Source organism: Dysgonomonas sp. GY75, from assembly GCF_015234155.1.
Lineage (GTDB): Bacteria > Bacteroidota > Bacteroidia > Bacteroidales > Dysgonomonadaceae > Dysgonomonas > Dysgonomonas gadei.
Genome location: NZ_JADCLQ010000022.1, coordinates 13,305 through 32,756 on the forward strand (window position 1 = coordinate 13,305; position 19,452 = coordinate 32,756).

12 protein-coding genes are annotated in these 19,452 nt (G+C 38.5%); 9 read left to right on the plus strand and 3 right to left on the minus strand.

Features of this window, described 5'->3' with window-relative positions:
• Positions 1-2 precede the first annotated feature (2 nt).
• The 9 genes from mads2 to IR083_RS10445 all read left to right on the plus strand — a co-directional run bounded on the left by mads2 (position 3) and on the right by IR083_RS10445 (position 17,369).
• A complete protein-coding gene (gene mads2, locus IR083_RS10405; protein ID WP_242052402.1) occupies positions 3-2,084 on the plus strand; it encodes a methylation-associated defense system DNA methyltransferase MAD2 in 2,082 nt (693 codons plus the stop codon).
• Complete coding sequence (gene mads5, locus IR083_RS10410; protein WP_194224272.1) at positions 2,081-3,463, plus strand: methylation-associated defense system restriction endonuclease subunit S MAD5; 1,383 nt, start codon at positions 2,081-2,083, stop codon at positions 3,461-3,463. Before mads2 ends, mads5 begins: the two co-directional genes overlap by 4 nt.
• On the plus strand, positions 3,448-7,521 hold the full coding sequence (gene mads6 / locus IR083_RS10415; RefSeq protein WP_194224273.1) for a methylation-associated defense system protein kinase MAD6: 4,074 nt from the start codon (positions 3,448-3,450) through the stop codon (positions 7,519-7,521). The genes mads5 and mads6 overlap by 16 nt, the downstream gene beginning before the upstream one ends.
• On the plus strand, positions 7,518-9,059 hold the full coding sequence (gene mads7 / locus IR083_RS10420; RefSeq protein ID WP_194224274.1) for a methylation-associated defense system protein MAD7: 1,542 nt from the start codon (positions 7,518-7,520) through the stop codon (positions 9,057-9,059). The genes mads6 and mads7 overlap by 4 nt, the downstream gene beginning before the upstream one ends.
• Positions 9,060-9,065: 6 nt before the next feature.
• Positions 9,066-14,396 (plus strand): methylation-associated defense system ATP-binding protein MAD8, encoded by a 5,331-nt coding sequence (mads8, locus tag IR083_RS10425; protein ID WP_194224275.1) that lies wholly within the window; start codon positions 9,066-9,068, stop codon positions 14,394-14,396.
• Positions 14,397-15,086 carry a PP2C family protein-serine/threonine phosphatase gene (locus IR083_RS10430; protein WP_194224276.1) on the plus strand — a complete coding sequence of 230 codons (690 nt, stop codon included), beginning with the start codon at positions 14,397-14,399 and terminating at the stop codon, positions 15,084-15,086.
• 154 nt (positions 15,087-15,240) lie between these two features.
• Positions 15,241-15,867, plus strand: coding sequence for a nucleotidyl transferase AbiEii/AbiGii toxin family protein (locus IR083_RS10435; RefSeq protein ID WP_194224277.1), 627 nt, complete (start codon positions 15,241-15,243; stop codon positions 15,865-15,867).
• Positions 15,868-15,992: 125 nt separating this feature from the next.
• Positions 15,993-16,796 carry an NYN domain-containing protein gene (locus tag IR083_RS10440; RefSeq protein WP_194224278.1) on the plus strand — a complete coding sequence of 268 codons (804 nt, stop codon included), beginning with the start codon at positions 15,993-15,995 and terminating at the stop codon, positions 16,794-16,796.
• 69 nt (positions 16,797-16,865) lie between these two features.
• A complete protein-coding gene (locus IR083_RS10445) occupies positions 16,866-17,369 on the plus strand; it encodes a hypothetical protein (protein WP_194224279.1) in 504 nt (167 codons plus the stop codon).
• Positions 17,370-17,513: 144 nt separating this feature from the next.
• Here IR083_RS10445 and IR083_RS10450 read toward each other — a convergent pair whose 3' ends face one another.
• From IR083_RS10450 to IR083_RS10460, 3 genes are all read right to left on the minus strand, one after another.
• Entirely contained in the window at positions 17,514-17,765 is a 252-nt protein-coding gene (locus tag IR083_RS10450) for a hypothetical protein (RefSeq protein WP_194224280.1), read from the minus strand.
• 75 nt (positions 17,766-17,840) lie between these two features.
• Positions 17,841-18,125: a DUF4120 family protein gene (locus tag IR083_RS10455; protein WP_194224281.1), complete on the minus strand. Its 285-nt coding sequence runs from the start codon at positions 18,123-18,125 to the stop codon at positions 17,841-17,843.
• Between the two features lie 141 nt (positions 18,126-18,266).
• Entirely contained in the window at positions 18,267-19,187 is a 921-nt protein-coding gene (locus IR083_RS10460; RefSeq protein WP_410492863.1) for an LPD29 domain-containing protein, read from the minus strand.
• Positions 19,188-19,452: the final 265 nt, after the last annotated feature.

Sequence of the window (19,452 nt, forward strand, 5' to 3'; positions counted from 1 at the left end):
ATATGGAACAAAACAAAGAATACACAACAGAAGATGTTGTCTTGGAAGACAATCAGTTGATTTGTGCTCTGACAAAAAAGATAAAAACAGCAAACGAGAAAGAGCTTACATTGCAATCAATGATTATGATGCTCAACGAGGAGTATAATTTTGATTTGAATGATATGGAGCGTGATTTCCCCTTCTCTTATGAAGATGACGAAGGAAAAACAAAACGAGCCAAGGCAGACCTTGCCATATTTGATTCTGGAAGAGCACATGATGTGGAAAATATGATTCGTATTGCAGTAGTGTTCGACTCCAAAGTAAAAGATAAAGACCCGAAGAAAGGGGTTTTTGAAACCTTGGGAGTGTATCTGGAATCTACCGATTGCGAGTTTGGCGTTTGGACAAACGGGAACGACCTTCATTATCTTCAATGCGAGAAAGACGATTTTGGGCAAGTTCAAACCAGTGATATTTCCGATTTCCCCGGCAAAGGACAATCTATGGAGGATTTGGAATTGGCAGGAGAACGGGCACATCCGCGTAAACCAGCCAATGATTCGTTGGTAAAAACATTCAAGCGTTGCCACGATTATATTTATGGAAACGAAGGGCGAAAAAAAGATGCTTTTTGGGAGTTATTGTACCTCATTTTCTGTAAATTGTATGATGAGAAACGGCGCTATATGGATGCAGAGAAAGGAATTAGCTACCATCGTCACTTCTGGGTTGGTGTGAAAGAGCAAAATGCCCCAGAAGGACAACAAAAAGTTGCAAATAGAATAAAAGGCATATTTGAAGAATTGAAAAATGGAGAAAACTCTCTATTTAAAGAGGTTTTTGATGGACATGAACAAATAACAATATCTCCAAGAGGAATTGCATATATTGCGTCAGAGTTGGCTAAATATTCTTTTTTAGATGCGACTATTGATGTAAAAGGGACAGCATACGAAACCATTGTGTCAAATACGTTGAAGCAAGAGGCAGGACAGTTCTTTACACCTCGCAATGTGATACAGTGCATGGTAGAAATGATGGATCCTGATCAGAATACTCGCGTACTTGATCCGGCATGTGGCTCCGGTGGTTTTTTAGTTATGGTATTAGATCATGTTCGAAAAAAATATACAGCCAATTTATATTCGCATTTGTCGGGAGTCCGTCTTGAAGAAAAATATAATTCTCCGGAAGTTGTGAATTTTGTAAAAGGATATGCAGAACGTATGCTTTTTGGTTTCGATTTCGACCCCGATTTGAAGAAGGCGGCACGGATGAATATGGTTATGGCAGGAGATGGACACGCTAATATTTTCAATATTAATTCACTTGATTATCCCAAAGGACAATTGGTTGATAAAGATAAAATTGCTCCCAAAGTAGCAGAAAGCATTGACATTAGTCAAGATAAAGATTTTAACTTTGAGTTTCCCAGAGAAAACGCATTTGGAAAATTCGACATGATATTTACTAATCCCCCATTTGGAGCAAAAGTGGAAGTAGATCGCAGTATATCTTGTCGGTACGAATTGGGACACAATCCGGTAAAAGATGCTTATGGAAACTATCTATTTAATGGTGCTGTAAAATCAAGTGAAGCTCCCGAAGTTTTGTTTATAGAGCAATGCTATAATTTCTTGAAGCCGGGAGGAAAAATGGCGATTGTGTTGCCCGATGGCATATTAGGAAATCCGAATACCGAGCCAGTTCGTACTTGGATACTCGAACGCTTTAAGTTATTGGCTTCAGTTGATTTGCCGGTCGAAACATTTCTGCCGCAAGTGGGAGTACAGGCCTCTTTGCTCTTTTTGCAAAAGAAAACAGCCGAAGAAAAATTGATTGCGGTTGCCGATGAAAATTACGATGTATTCATGGCAATTGTAGAAGCGGTAGGAAAAGATCGACGTGGAGTTCCTGTATATGTACGTGATGAAGATGGAGCAGAATTACTGTTCAATTACAAGAAAGAATGGCTTAGTATGGACGAGAACGGCAATACGATAGTAAAAAGTCGGAATGAGCGAGTGAAACAGTTAGATGATGATTTGCCAAAAGTGAGTGAGGCGTATAAGGAATTCTTAAAAGGATTGCAGAAATGAAAACAGCAGTAATTCAAAATAACTCTCTGCTCAATAGCGGTAGAATCGACCCAAGCTATCATTTGAGCGAAAGCATAAAGTTAAAGAAACAACTATTGGGTTCTCCTTATACATTAAGTACTGTAGGTAAAAAATCTGAAGATGTTTTTTTAGGGAATATTTTCACTCGAGTATTTGTCAAAGATGCTGAATATGGAATTCCATACATAGCAGCTTCTGACATGACAAAGGCGAATATTGATTCTGGCAAATTCATATCAAAGAAACAAGCGAAAAAAATAAACCGATTAATGCTGGATACTAATTGGATATTAATTTCATGCTCCGGAACTTTAGGAAATGTTGTTTATACAAACGATTTATTTAAGAATACGTTTGCCACTCACGACTTAATTCGCCTTATCCCTGATGAGAAGAAGTTGCCTTCTGGCTTTTTGTATACCTATTTGGCTAGTAAATATGGATATACTTTATTAACACAATCTGGATTTGGAGGAGTAGTAAAACATATTAATTCAGAGCATATTGCAAATATTCCAATCCCTCTTTTCCCTGAATCCAAACAGCAGGAAATTCACAATTTGATTGTTGAGTCGGCAAATTTGAGAGTAGGGGCGAATCGGTTGCTGGAAGAGAGTAAGGTATTATTGGACCAAGAAATAAATACTCATTTTCAAAAAGAGTCATTCAAAGTAAGCAGTAATAATATTAAGGATATTTTTTATTCATTACAGTGTAGATTAGATCCTCCTGCCTTAATTTCAGATGGCGTTGAAACAATAAATAAACTCAAAAGCAAAGGAGTTGTATTCAAAACTCTGTCTGAATGCAACACTTATGTATATAGACCGGGAATTTTTAAAAGAAGTTACGTGGAGAAGGGATACCCCTACATAAAAGGTTCAGAACTATTTGATAATAATCCCTTTTTAAGATGTCAATATCTATCTAAAACCAAAACTCCTTTTGTTGAACAAATGCTATTAAAAGAAGATCAAATTTTAGTAACATGCGCAGGTTCTTGTGGACAGATTAAGTTGATAACAAAAGAATTTGAAGACAGAGGAGCCATTGGCTCTCAAGATATAATTAGAGTTGAAGCAAAAGATTCACTGTTTACTACAGAATATCTTTTTATTTACTTTCAATTGCCATTTATTTTCGATTACATTCAATCAATGAAGTATGGTTCTGTAATAGAAAGAATTGAACCTTTTCATGTGGAATCTATTCCCATTTTTATCCCTTCTGAAGAGGTGAGTAAAAAAATTACAGATAAGATAAATACATACAAAAAGTATATGTACGTTGCATTTAATAAAGAATCCCAAGCAATCTCTCTCGTTGAAAAAGAAATAGAATCATGGCAACAATCATAAACCCGAAGTTTAATACCGGTCCGGTCAATGGGGGCGAAGAACGGCTTCTAAAGTTTCTGGAGGTCAATCTTCCCGATGGTTACTACATTGTTCCTAATGCCGAGTTTGCTAATACCAACCCACGTGGCGGAGTGCAGTATTTGGAATACGACTGCTTGGTGGTAGCTCCGCATGCTATATTCAACATAGAGAACAAAGATTGGGGTGGACATTTGGAAGGCAACGATCATGTATGGTATCTGAACGATTCCGAACGTGCCAATCCGCTGAAAACCTTACGTTACAAAACCAGTGTGCTTGCCAGCAAGCTGAAAACTAAAAACTTTCAATGGAAGGCTGCTTGGATCGAAGGGATTGTTACCTTAAGTAATCCTCGACAAAACAAATTTGGGCTCGACCGCGAAAGCGATTGTTATCGTGCTACCTACACTCTCGGAGATGAATTAATCGATTTTATTTCTAATCCAGAGAAAGTGGGTAAACAAGCCAATGCCATACAAGCTATTGCTCGCGATATTGTTGATTATCTGAGTGGTGAAAGCTTAAATCGTACTCGCAAAGAACGCACCGAGGTTATCGGATTGAAAATAGAAGAAGTCCTAGAGAAAGGAGATGACTTTACAGAATACCTTTGCGTACCGGAAGATTTTCCCGACAGACGATATAAGGTGCGCGAACACATTTTAGATGTAGCCGGAAAATCACCAACAGAACAAGAGGTACATAGCAACAAAGTCAAGAATGCGTACATGGCTCTGATGCAGATGCCATACTCTTCCTTCATCGTGAAAACAGAGTTTCAATGGAGCGAAGACCGCTTGCGATTTTATGAGAAAAGTGAGTATCTGGACGAAAACAAACTCAGTTCCGAACTCAACCGCAAAACATTTACTCAACTTGATGCTATTAAGATAGTGTTGGATATTGCTAATGCACTGAAAGTGGCTCACAGTCAGAGTATCTATCACCGGTCGGTTTGTCCAGATAATATTTTTTTGTTGACCGATAATGCCGCCCTGTCCGGTTTTGGACGTTCATGGTTTTCAAAACATATCGATTTGAACTACACTATGGGAGCTCTTTCTCAGGATATGGCAAATCCATATCAACCTGCTGAATTGTTTCAAGACGATGCTTCAACAGCGACAGATATTTATTCGTTGGGTGTTGTTTTTTATCAGCTAATTGTCGGAAAAGTGCCATTCCCTAATTTTATGGAGCTGGCTCGGTTGGGAGGAAAACTATCAGACGAACTATTACCTTCGCATATCAATTCGGCTCTTCCTACATGGATGGACGAACTTTGCTTGCACACCATGCTCGAAGATGATACTGCTCGATGGAGTCAGATGGACGAGGTGATAGATTTTATTCTGACGAATGCTTTTGGGGAAGAAATAAATATCTCTGAAAAGCAAGAAAAACCTGTTTGCTTGAAGGAATTAAAACCGACAGACCAGGTAACACCAGATTTGGTTTTGTTCGAAATGTTAGGCGAAGGCGGTTTTTCTCGTGTATTCAAAGCCAAACACTTACTTCAGAATAAATTCTTTGCAATGAAGATTTTCAGCGAAGATTTGAATCAGCAAAGTGTACAAGATGAATACAAAGCTCTATCAACGTTGTCGCACCACAACATTGTGAAGTTTGTATTCAACGGTACCACCAATCAGAATATGTTTTATACGTTGATGGAATTGATTGATGGAGAAAACCTAAGCAATTACACAAAAGGTGATTTACGATTGCCATTGAATGAAATCTATAAACTTGCCAAAGAGATGCTTTCGGCATTAGTTTACCTACAGTCGAAGCAACCGCCTGTTTATCATCGCGACATTAAACCCGGTAATATCGTTTGGGATAAGCGAGAACGTTTTGTGCTGATCGACTTTAATATCGCGGCCAATGCAGGAGCTGATAAAGACAGGGTTGGCACATATCCGTATCAAGCACCGGATTTGGTTAAAAACGGGCATAGGATGGACTGGGACACAAGTGCCGATACGTTTGCCTTGGGTGTTACTCTGTACCAGCTATTAACCCATGCCTATCCTTGGCCGGGTTCTTCAGTTCCACCGTTGGATAAAGCACCAACACCAGTTAGTAGCTTGAATCTGCAACTATCAGATGCGTTTTCGAAGTGGATAATGAAAGCGATAGGTACGAAACGTGAAAACCGTTTTGCCTCGGCTACCGAAATGCAGGAGGCTTTACTAAAAATTGATGAAGATGCATTATATAACTCAAGACAGGTAACAATAATTGATAAAACAGGAGCGGAACTGTCGATAGTTGATTATATCAACAGTTTGTATAGTCAGAGTTCTCATGGTAACGCAGGTACACGTGCCGGATGGAAAGAGCTTACCCTTGACAAAGCAACCTATACACAAACAAAACTTGACAAAAAACTTCTGTCAGCTATAAAAGAGGGGCAATATCGTCTTGTTATTATTACAGGAAATGCGGGAGATGGCAAAACCGCTTTTATTCGTCAGGTAGAAGGTATTGCTGAATATGCAGAAAAACTCTCAAATCGGAATGGAGCAATATTCTCCATTAACGGAGTACCATTCCAAAGCAATTATGACGGTTCACAAGATGAAGAGGAAAGAGCAAATGACGAGGTACTTACCGAATTTTTCAAACCATTTGAAGGATTGAAAAATTATTCAGAAGTAAAAGAAGGACGAATCATCGCAATTAACGAGGGTCGGTTAGTTGACTTCTTACAAGAGCCAACAAATAATCATACAAATTTAGCAGATATTATTGACGAGTATTTCTATAAAGAGGGATATACCGAACTCCCTGAAGGATTAATGATTATCAACCTAAACCTTCGCTCGGTGACTGCTAAAGATGAGAACAATGATTCCTTATTGCGATCACAAATAAAGACGCTGACAGATAAATCATTGTGGGGAAAATGCAACGCTTGTCCGATAGCCGAAAGATGTTTTATTAAGTACAATGTTGATACATTAAATGATAGTGCAGCCGGAGATGAAGTTATCAACCGCTTAGAGTGGTTGATTCGGACAATTGTATATAAACGTGAGTTGCACATTACCATACGTGATTTGCGTTCGTTTATAGCTTATATGCTAACACGCGATCAGTCGTGCGATAATGTTGTACAATTGCTTCAGGCTGTTGACAACAAAGAACTGGAGGAAGAAATTTATTGGGAACTTTATTATTTCAATATATCTTCGAATGAATGGCGATTACCTTCGCAAGACCGCTTAATCAAACTTATCCGAGAAACGGATATAGCTCAGGTGGTCATCCCATCAATAGACAGAGATCTTTATTTCAAAAACTTGGAAGAAGGCGATTACTTAATTTTTGAAAATCGAAAAGTTTCTCTTTTACCGATTTTCAACGAGAGAAATATTCGTAAAATAGTTTCAGAACAAGATAAAGAAAGTCTGAACCTATCGAAGGCTCGTCATAAAAGTTTTATTCGTCACCACTACTTCGAAGGGCAATATGACTTTATGAAGCGGTTGCCTTATCAATCACTTGGGAAGTTCTATAGAAAATTGGATGGAAATGAAGTAGATATGGAAAAAACCAAGCATAGCTTGGCTTATGCGATATCGTGTAGTGAAGGCGGATGGAATAAGGAAATTTCTACCAATTATTTGCTTCTGTCTTCTACACAGATTAAAGATCCTTTCAGTAGCAGTTATCGGCGATTCGCTCTTTCTGATTTTGAGCTTCTTGCCAATAAAAATGAAAAGTTGGTACAGTTTATTGAACATGAAAACGATAGCTTGATTTTCCGGCATAAAGAAAATAAGTATATTCAGTTGACGGTTTCGCTCGATCTTTATGAAATGCTTGATTATATTGAAAGAGGTTTTAATCCGTCAATCAACGATTTGAGAGGACGATTCATTGAACTTCAGGTATTTAAAAACTTATTGCAAAGCAAAGTGCATACCGAACTATTAGTTACCAGAAATAATCGAAAGTTCTACTCGATAAAGCTGAACGCAGAGACTAAGAAAATTCATATTGAACCATTAATCAAGGATAGCTTATGATTCCAAAGCTTACAAAATATGATCCGGTTTTCCGTAATGAATTAATTTTCGCCGGTGATGCGAAGAACATTACATTGGATACCACTTTAATCAACTTGTTTATGCTTATGCGAAACAACGGTTCACGCATTAAATTGAAGCTACGCCATACACATACAATAGATAGTCTAAAAAAATACTTAGAGTCACTTGAGAAGCAAGGCCATATTGAGGGGTACAAAGACAATGAAGAGGCTGGAGAAGATTGGTTGCGCAGTAACTTGATCAATATGGTAAATCGCGGAAACTTGCAAAAAGAAAACATAAGTTCTTTGCGTCCCATGCACTTAGAGAGTTATCGTATCCGAAACGTAAAATATGCTCGTGATTATAACTCTTCCGACCAAGTTTACCTGATGCTATCCAAGCAACCTAATGTTTTGCAGAGTCTTAAGGATTATTTGTCTATTGGTTGGGATGAAAGTAGTAAAACCATTGTAAGTAACTCACAATTAGATGTTGATACAGTTGGCGTTCTGCATTTGATGCGGAATATTTCGATTGAAGTATTACCTGCCGACAATATAAATAGAATAAAGCCTTTACTGGAAAGACAAGCAGATTTGTTTTGTGATGATATTAAACGTCTATTAGTATATAAGAATATTATCCCCCGCAACATTTTCATTGAATATCTGCAAACTCTAATCGGATTTCATCTGTCTCTTTATTTTCAGAAACTTATCGTTTTCCTGCCTCGAATGATTAAAGCAGGCAAAAAAGAACTTGAAGATGATTGGAGCATTGTAGTAGATGTTACTGATAATCTCGATAGTCGTATATCTTCGGTTGCTTGTGCCGATATGCTGGGAACCTTAAATAGTCAGCTTGACTACTTCAAGTCTACCATGCAAATAAATGCAGTGATGACTTTGCCCCAATTTTCAATGAAAAAACCAGATGATCTTGATCAAGTATTATCAGTCTTGGCAAATCGTGATGCTACATTTGAAGCTTATTTTATGGCTAAGTTCAGTGATTTAATAGGACGCTTCACGGAGCAGGAAGATAAAGAGCAACTGGGCGATTTTGTTCAGTATGAAAAGTCTTTTTTTGATAAATATGTTTTGTGTTTAACAAAAGTTCGCGGTGCATATCAGTTCAAACACACCTCTTCATTTTTAGATAAAATATCAATGAAGAATACAGAAACCGCTTTTATTGCTGATGGGCGGAGTCGGAAACACCCGCGAAGAGCGGTGTTAGGCTCAGGATTATTAGAAACTCTTGTTCAATTATTAGTATTAGAAATTGAGGGTAATAAATTTGTATCCAAGCCATTGTCTATCGATGAACTAATTGATAAGCTGAGAGATCGCTATGGGATAATTATAAACGGATTGGATGAAGCTCGTTTTGCAAATACGGATGTGCAAACACATTTGGCATTTAAGGAAAATGTAGAAGCTTTCAAGAATAAATTGAGACAGATTGGCTTCTATACCGATTTGAGTGATGCCAACATATTGCAAAAAATCCGTCCACGTTACAAAATTTGATATGTTATGAATCTTTCTGAATTATATTACAATAAATTTTTGGCTCTGTTTGTAGAGGAGTATAAATATGAGCTAATGCAAAATACTCCTGGCTACTGCATGAAAGTTACTGGTTTGTCTCTTGACAAGTTGGAGCAGCTATATCCTCTGATAAGGGAACTTAATCCGTCATTAGAGCTATATATACTTTCCGAAAATCAATCCGGCGATAGATATATTACTCCGACTAAGCTGATTGAGTTAAGAAATGATTTGAATATCACATTATTAGTACTTATTCCCGTAAGTAGTCGTACAAGTGCTGAAGATTCTTATGGCGATGCTACCTTTAAGGAACTGTCAATACTACCGATTGATAGTCGTATCCTAAATAATATATCTTCCGAAATTCCGGAACAATTTAAACCAATAATAGAAGAACTCTTTGCTTATCTGAAAGATAAAATAAATTTAGCTACTGTCATACAGTATCTTCTATATCAGGAACTAAATGGTTATACAAAAGAATCGATAGGCAATGGTATTTATCTATTCGGTCTGATTCCAGATAGAGATTTGACTGAAAATATAAATGTGATTCGAAAAAGACTAGCTTTTAATGTAATTTGTAGCGAGTCTCTATTTGATTTTTCCATATCGGTTTCTGAACGTATTATTAAGTTGCCAATACCTCCGGATACGCTTCAAAAAAGTATTGCCAATTTTCTTCAAGCTGAAACTGAGAGCAAAGCCAAATATGAGCTAAGTTATAGCATTCTGGAAAAATATCCCGATTTGAACTTTGCTGACTGGCAAATTCCTCTTGATCCAAGTAGCAATAACTTAACTGTTAGTGCTGAAATCCTGCAAAGCAAGGATATGGCGAAGAATAAAGAAGACGGTGGTTTCTCATTATCCATACAAAGCGGGAAAAAAGCGACACTAAAATTGAGAATATTCACAGACCCTATTCCCAGAGAATCGAAAGATTTGAAAAACTTCAGAATTATCCTGATGAATGTAGATGGGATGTATTCAATAGGGGAGATTAAAAAGATAAAAGTAACGGATGGAGCAAAGCCTTATCGTGATGTATCCTTTGAAATAGCTGATGGACAATATGAGGATGGGGCTTATTATTTTCATGTAGTTGCAGAAGATGAACATGGAACAATACTGAATCAAGATGACCCGTTTCGACAAGAATCCATTCAGGAGCAATGGGAAATAGCTCAAAAAAATGATGTCGGATTGACCAAAAGTCAATTTCAAATGGATCACCGTGTGTTATTTACAAGTGATACAGAGTCATTCTACCTGAAATTAACAGATGAAGAATCTGAATTAGTAGAAACGAGAAAAGCGAAAATAGAAAATAGACTGGAAGCCTATTTTCATTATCGTATTGAAAAGATAAGAAACAATAAAGAGTTAGATAATCTGGAACCGAGAAGAGCTGAATGGATTGAGGGAAATCTACTTTCCAGTATATTTCATATTCAGTACAACACTTCGCATAACTATCAGATCATTTTGTCGAAAAAATTGATTGATATAGAACGGAGTCTTTTACAACACGGTGACTCTGCCGGATATTTATCAGTGCAATTAAGTGCCAATCCAACTGACCACCAATTACAATCGTGCCAATTCATTTCTGCGGATGATAAGTTAGTATTTAATCAGCCACTAAAAGAAAAAAGAATCGAATTGTTTAAAGTAATTCAGGCGAGCGCCCCAGAATCAACAGGCGTTATAGAAACGTTCGATATTTTCAATCACATTAAGTTAGTGAAAGATTATCTGTTCGAATATAAGAACTGGCTTACTGAGATAATGAAAAACAGTAATGATTCACAAATTAAGAATGTCTTACAGCAATTGGATATAGCGTCTCTTTCTGTAGAAATGCCTGATGCCAGTTATAGTTTGTTGAAATTGATAACTCCATTGCACCCACTGCGTTTAGCATGGCTAGTCAATCTATTCGATTTGTTTCAAAACTGGGAAAAACAATCTTATGAAGTAATCAGCTATCAAAAAACTTGGTGGAAAAACTTGGAAAGTCTCTTTTATGGCGATCTTATGCCTGAAGTTGCTCCTTTAGTTTTAGTCGATTCTCAAAAAACAAACTATTACCAATATATTGGAGAACTAACTTATGGTTGGGGAATTTTTGCAGATCCTTCCAATCACACAAATGACACATTTGTAAATATTCACAGGCAGATAAAATCATATCTGGCTTCAATTTTAAATATTGCCAAAGAGAGGCGTATTGATAGTGATATCAGTTTGTCGTTAGTTGTTCGGCATTTGAGAAATTATATTGTACAGCATCCATATACAGATAAGTTGGTAATCAATATCTTTAATCCCGGCGATGCGGCTGTTTTTGCACGTGCAATGATAGGGTTAGAGCAAACCGGATATGATTTGCAATATGAAATATGCTTATTCACAGAGGATAAACTCATTCTGCCGGGCGATGCTCTAAGAGATTTGATTAATCCTGAAAATCAAATTTCAGAAAATGCAGAGTCTTTCTCACAAGCGGCGGAAAACCGATTATTCCCCAAATTAAGATTTTCAGTCAATGACATTGCCGATTTTTTGAATAACAGTTCTAATTATCAGGCACATATTACATTTTTGGTAAACCCATTTTCCTCTCAAACGGATTTGATAAGACCTGAGAAAGAAGAACAATCATTTTATCTCAATGGAACAATAGCCAATCCGGTAATTGAAATAACTGAAAAAGAAAACGAATTCACATGGAGTCGATACATATCTGATGCTCCTCTAAAAATGCCGGTAAATTCAGATGCAAACATAATTGTTGATTTATTTGCTTTATTTCAAATTTGCATTTCAGAATCGTTATCTGCCAATAGAGAGAACTCCATTCCCGCGATGAAGTTATCATTAGGTAAAAATGATCAGGCTTTGTTGGCAATTGTTCATGATATTTCCGATTGGGTTATTACATTCGACAAACATATGGGGCCTGAATTTTATGATTTGCCATGTCTTAATAAAGAAGATGTTCCATATTTATTGGATTACATTCCGAGCAATGATACTACGGGGATTTCCTCTTATCTAACAACCAGACCAACTTCTGAAATAGAAGGATTTATGATTCCTCTATTCGATGCTTTTGACATTGATATTTCCGGGGAAAATCGATTTGCTTATTTGTTAGAAGACCTACGATCTGTTGGTAGTTCATTAATAATGCAAGCAAACAGTTCAAGAAATAAAGCATTTGAAATTGTAGGAATCACCTTGACAAAAAGGATATTAGAAAAGAAAAGTCTGTTGGAAGATGCATTTCTTATCCCTATCGATTTACATAAAAATCTGTTTGAAGTTCTTAGAGATAGCAGTCAAGAACGAGCTGATAACTTATTGGTCGATATCTTCCCTTCAAAAAAAGAAATTGTCATAACAGTAATTGAAATAAAGTGCCGAAAAAGTCTGGGACAGCAGGAAAAAGAAGATTTGCAAGATAAAATGAATCGTCAAATTTTTAATACGATTGAAGCTTTGAAACTACATTTTGACAACCGATCTGAAATGGACGACCGTTTAGATAGAGAGTTGAAAACGATGGAATTGAAGTCTATTTTGCTATTTTATTTGCAACGGGCAAAAAGATATGGAACTATCTCTCAGGAATCCTATGACTCCTACATTAAGTTCATTTCAGAGCTTGATGCCGGATATAATTTCCGATTTAAGAACTTAGGAATTGTATTTGACTTCTCTGCTCCAATCAGAATGAAAAAGGAGTATTTGGATGATACTACTTTCTATTTTATGGGAAGTAAGGTTATTAATGAAATTTTGGATGACAAATCGGAACTGAACACTTACACAAAAGGAAAGAGTGTTCAAGATATAGATTTTATTGATTTCTTCGAAAAGTCAGAGAGAACTTTAGGTAAATTACAATTGAACAATATAGAAGCAAAGCCTAAAGGGAAGAAAAAGGTTGACCCACAGACACAACCGAAAATATATCCTACTACAGAAGAGAACAGTGAACAGCCTACCTTAGTGAAGGAGCCAGTTGTTGAACTAACTTGTACAAAAGGTAGAAAAGATACAACTCAGGAGAATCTGGCAGAAGCGCAGTATGTAGAACCCTCTTATGAAATCACAATAGGGAAAACAGCAAATAGTCCTCAATATGGTATTTTAGGAAAAACAATCACTGGAGAACGTTCTATAGCGATTGACTTAAGTGAGACAAATACAATCAGTTTGTTCGGCGTTCAAGGTGGAGGTAAAAGCTATACAATAGGGACTATATCGGAGATGGTGTTAAAGCAATTTTCAAATATAAATAAACTACCGGCTCCACTTGCAGGAGTTATTTTCCATTATAGCGAAAGTATGGATTATGCTCCGGAATTTACTTCCATGATTCACCTTAATGACGACAAGGCACAACTTAAGAAGTTGAAAGAAGTATATGGAGCAGAACCGGATAATATCGAAGATATTGTATTATTAGTTCCTCAAGATAAATTGGAAGAACGCAAACAAGAATATCCTTCAATTGAAGTGCAGCCGATATCTTTCAATTCTACCGAACTTAATGTTCAGGACTGGATGTTCTTATTAGGTGCAGTTGGAAATGACTCTACCTATATTCGCCAATTAAAGGCAATTATGCGTAGCGTTCGAAATAATATATCTCTTCAAACATTGAGGAGAGGTATTGCTAATTCAAATTTATTGACGACTTCTCAGAAATCGCTGGCAGAACAACGTCTGAATTTTGCTGCCGAATACATTAATGATAATGAATTATTAAAGGACTATTTAAAACCGGGACGTTTGATTATTGTTGATTTGCGTGATGAACTTATTGCAAAAGAAGAAGCTTTAGGCTTATTCGTTGTGATGCTTAATATCTTTTCCGGCGTGAGAGAAATTGATGGAAAGCCCTTTAATAAGTTTATTGTATTCGACGAAGCTCATAAATATATGAACAATAGTGATTTGACAGAAAGCATTGTGACCGCCATTCGTGAAATGAGGCATAAAGGTGTTTCTTTGATGATCGCCAGTCAAGATCCGATGAGTCTGCCTAATGCTATTATCGAATTAAGTAGTATTGTTCTGCTTCACAAGTTTAATAGTCCTCAATGGGTAAAGCACGTTCAGAAGTCTATTACACAGCTTTCTTCATTATCAGCACCTGAAATGGCTGCATTATCGCCGGGAGAAGCCTATTTATGGGCAACCAAATCAACAGATAAACAAGTAATGAACCGACCTGTTAAAATTTCGACGCGTCCTCGTGTAACCAAACATGGTGGAGATACGATAAAAGCTATTTAAATGATGAATACCATTTCCTATACTAATAAAGGTCTACGTTCTAAAAATGAAGACTGTCTGTTGTCAGAGCAGTTAAGTCCTGATATATCTTTCCATATCATTGCAGATGGAATGGGCGGATACAATTATGGTGAAAAGGCGGCGAAGATTGTAGTCGATACCTTATTTAGCCAAATTAGCCAAACGGATTTTTCTTCCATAGTAGAAGAATCCATAATTGGTGCATGTGAAAGAGCCAACCTAAAGTTGCGGGAAGAAGGAGCAAAACTATCTTCAAAAATGGGGGCAACCTTTGCCGCTGTCCTGATTCTAAAAGAAAAAGTCTTCGCTTTTTGGATGGGAGATTCACGAATTTACCAATACAATGCAAGCAATCGGCTACTGTTTCAAAGCGAAGATCATTCCTTAATAAATGAACTCCGCTTAAGTCGAAAACTGGCAATAAGTGAAATTCGAAAATATGACTCGATCGTCACCCGTTCTCTGACAGGCGTCACTATGGAGAATCCTCCTCAGATAGAAACATTGCAACACTCTCCGAAAGACAAGTTTATCCTTTGTTCTGACGGATTACATAAACAAACCAATATAGATGCCATTCTTAACATGGCTCAGGAGGATTTACTGTCATATTTGGCTTCTGTAGACAGTAAGATGAATGACAACTATTCAATAATTATAGTTAATTGAAAACACTAAGTGCATGACGTGTTCACTATCTTTGCGTGTTCTTTGACAATGAACGGCAGTTTAAAATGAACAAGAACGACTAAAAACGATAAAGTAACCGATATTTTGCATACACAATATCAGTATCATATTTGTACTAATAAATTATAAATAATTGATATTCAAATATATTACTCCCGTTACGACAACAGACCCGGAAATTATCGAAGTAGAATACAGGTCCGTCTTTGATGATGAGATATCTTATATCCGCCATAAAGTAATTGTTGAAGTTAGCGGGAGGTCAATGAGTGAGCCTGTTGTCCCGGTCTCTCTTCATTCACTTATAGACAGCGTATTTACTGAAGCGCCATTTAGTGAACCGGAGTTTGAAGTAAGGACGGTTGCCCCGCAACGTACATTCCTGGAAAAAGTATTCCTGCTGCATGAGGAGTTCTCCAAACCACACAAGTTGATGCGTACCGAACGTATGTCGCGTCATTTATATGACATCGTACAAATAATGAATACTCAGATAGCGGAAGAAGCTCTGACAGATGAAAGCCTATACCGTTCCATTATAGAACATCGCCGGGTTTTTATCGGGTTGAAAGATTTCGATTATTCGACATTACTACCTAAAAGTATTCGAATTGTTCCTCCTGCCGATATTATGGCGGTATGGCAAAAAGATTATGCCACGATGCGGGAAACAATGATTTATGGCGAATCTCTACCTTTTGAAGACCTGATAGAAAAGATACGGGTTTTAAATGAAAGAATCTGTGGATTATCTTACTAAAAGGATTATATCCACTTACTTTTATATCGTAACTTATGTGGTGTGGCAAATGAAGATACAGATAAACAGGAATCACTTCCGGAGAAGAGAACATTTAGAAAAACATTGAAATCCCAAATGTAATTATGGAAGAACAAGAATTTACCCCGGGCCTGCTGAAACTGGCCGTGCTGATCGACGCCGACAATGTACCCTACGGCAGCATCAAAGGCATTATGGAAGAGATTACCAAAGACGGTATCCCCACGATAAAACGGATCTACGGGGACTGGACAAAACCTGCGATGAAGGGCTGGAAGGAATCCCTGCTTGAATATTCCATCACCCCGATCCAGCAATACGCCTGGACCACGGGAAAGAACGCGACCGACTCGGCGTTGATCATCGATGCGATGGATATCCTTCACCGTGAACATGTGGAGGGCTTCTGCATTGTATCGAGCGACAGTGATTTTACGAGGCTTGCCAGCCGTCTGCGGGAGTCCGGCAAGATGGTCATTGGTATCGGGGAGAAGAAAACCCCCAAGCCGTTTATCACCTCCTGTAATAAATTCATCTATATCGAGATCTTACAAAAAGAAAGTGCCGTCACAGAAGATAACGACTCAAAAACCCCGGGACAAACAGCGGCTGCCCCGGCTAAGAAATCCGGGAAACAGGCGGACAGCCTGCTTAAAATGGACGAAGAGATAAAGTCCCTGCTGCGTAGCGCGGTAGACAGGGTAAGCGATGATGCGGGCTGGGCCAACCTGGGGGATATAGGCAATTCCCTGCGGGTGGTGAAATCCGACTTCGATTCACGCAATTACGGCTTCAGTAAACTGTCCGGCATGTTCAAATCGCTGAACGCCCTTTTTGAGACCGAAGAAAGGCCGCATAGCAGTAAAAAAAAGAGCAAGGCCATCTATGTCAGGAACAAGCCGCAATAGAGCATATACAGTCTATATATACCGTATATACAGCATTGAAAAACTGAAAAATTTCATAACTGGCTATATTTGTGTACAGCAGGACATCCGAATGATTTTTTAGAAACAACAGGAATTGAAGGGAGCATGCGGAATGTCATGCTTGACGACAGGCTGGGAGTCCGATTCGGGAAGAAAGAATTGATTATACCCGGCGGCACACCGGAACTTGAGAAGATCGCCAACAGCCACTTGGAAAAGATTATGAATTTAGGAATGAATATGAACGAATTATCTTCAAAAAATTTGAACGATGACAGCAAATCCATTCACGAATTTGACGTGAATTTAATCTGCGAATATTTCTCGCGATTGGAACGGCAGGGGCTCCGGCAGTCCGAAAATGACGGTCATCCGCAAATTGCTGTACAGGAAACCTATCTCAAGGAATACGCAGGTAATGAAACAGCTGGGAGTTTCGTCGCTGCCGAACAGCACGAAATGAAACGATATCCCAAATACAAAGAGTATTACAGTTATATGTTTATATCGGAAAAAAATTGGAATAACGATGAGTACATCGTAACGGAATGACAGTCAAGTCAAGGGACGCTTTGTAATGCATTATCGCGGTATTAATATAGCGCATTTGATTTTTGCAATTAAATGCACCACGGGTTAAACAAGAAATCAGATATTTATTGGAAAGAACTGATTTCTTGTTTATTTTTTAGGAGTTTACTTATTTTCCATGCTTTCTAATATTTTACCGACAGGAAATGTAGCCGTATAGAATTCTTCGCCCGTATATTTGCCGTAAGCCTTGTAAAATCCGCTGCCGTCTTTGTACAGGACCAACAACCCCTGTTCCAGCCGGGTTTCAGTATTCCTGAAAGATTCTTCTTCATCCCTGTTAAGCGTAACGAAATCCCATTCCTTTCCCTGACCAACCCGGCCATGCGGTAAAATAGCCATGTACATTAAGCTCATATAATTTGGACAGGAGGAGGTAAATTATTTCCGGTGTATCCTTATCCTGTTGTACCGTGTTGTTTCTGCTTCAGGTTATGTATGGATCTGCCAGCCGTTTTCCGGAACAAGCTGAATTGCCATAGATTCATCGGGATTTCCGTGATAGAGTAATCCTCCGTTCATCACCCGTTTTCCGGACTGGTCGTTCATCTCAAAGTAAAACGACAGGGGAGCATGATCATAGCAAAGTGTAATCATGCATTTTTGGTTTATCTCCCACCTTTTGAGCCTGTCTAAGCAATCCTGCAATGTTTTGTCCCCGGTTTTCTCCGCATGGGCCATTGCCTCAACATATCTTTCTTCACATTTAACCAGCATAATTCGTGTCTTTATTTTTTTAGTTCATACCGCTATAAATAAGAAGAAAGCCTTCCTGCTCCCCCTGTTTCCATATTTTCTTCATCCCCGTGTTCCTGATCCCAGGCTTTCTTCGCGTCAATCCACTCCTGCCTTTCTTGTTCAAGTTGCGCTTCCGTTCCGGGATGTTGTTTTGCAGGCAATACCTGCCGCCTGGAGCTTATCCAGACGCTTCTGTGCCGTTTTCAGGCTGGAGTAGCTAAGCGGGTAGAAATGTCCGGAACCGTCCTCCCATAAGTGTGATTTACCGAGCGCCATTATGTTGCCATGCCTGCGGGTTTCATATAGCGCGAATTTATCTTTCCCGAGAGCCTGCCGGATGGCTTTATGAGCTGCTCCTTCCGGATGGCTGAACCGGCGGATAACTGTTCCCTTAGGGGCTTTCAGCCCGGGTATTTCCAGCTTATAGGGATTCAGGCCGTTCCCGATACTGATATTCAGGTAGAAGTTCACATGGAAGTAGTCCGTCATGGCATCGCTATCATCGAAATTATATGAGTTGGCATACGACAGTATGTTCTGCATCACTTCGAGCGCCCGGTCCGTCAGGTCCGCGTCTTTTTCAAGGTAATATCGGTTCAGTTCCTTGTAGTTTGTATATTTTGAATCTTTTTTGAAAGGCTCGAAATCCGCTTTGAGCAGATGTATGCTTATACAATGGTAATCGCGCCTCCTTACGGAGAACTTGTAATGTGGATATGTTTCCTTCAGCCACTTACGGACAATCTCCACAACCTCCGCAGGACGTTGTCCCTTATAATTACCGCCACGGAAACGGTACTCATTGTAAACATAGCCGGTATATTCCCTTGCGGACGCGCCCGTATAGTCATTTTCGTAGCCTGTGGCCGTATCTGTGATATTCATATCGTTTTTCCATACGGCAAACAGTTTCCCGAACTCAAGGTTTATCTGCTGCATCGCTTCGGTTGTGCCACCCTTGTCCGGGTGGTTTTGTACCGCGAGTTTGCGGTACTGCTTTTTCAGTTCCGCAAGGCTGTTTATTGTAGAAAAATATTTCATATGGTAATAATTTTGGTTTCAATTGACATATGGAACTTGCATGGTTTGTTTCATGGACTTTGGTGATTTGGTAAAAATCATGCTTCGTTTCATAGTAATTCATCTTTATTTATGATTTCAATCAAGTCCGGTTCATAGGACCGGATGAAGATGCCGGGCTTGCCTTCATCGCTTTTAAATACCAGCCCGGATCCGTCATATCCATTCAGGGTGTGTGAAAAGACGGCCGGTTCACCGGTTCTCTGATGCCCTGCCTTTATTCTGA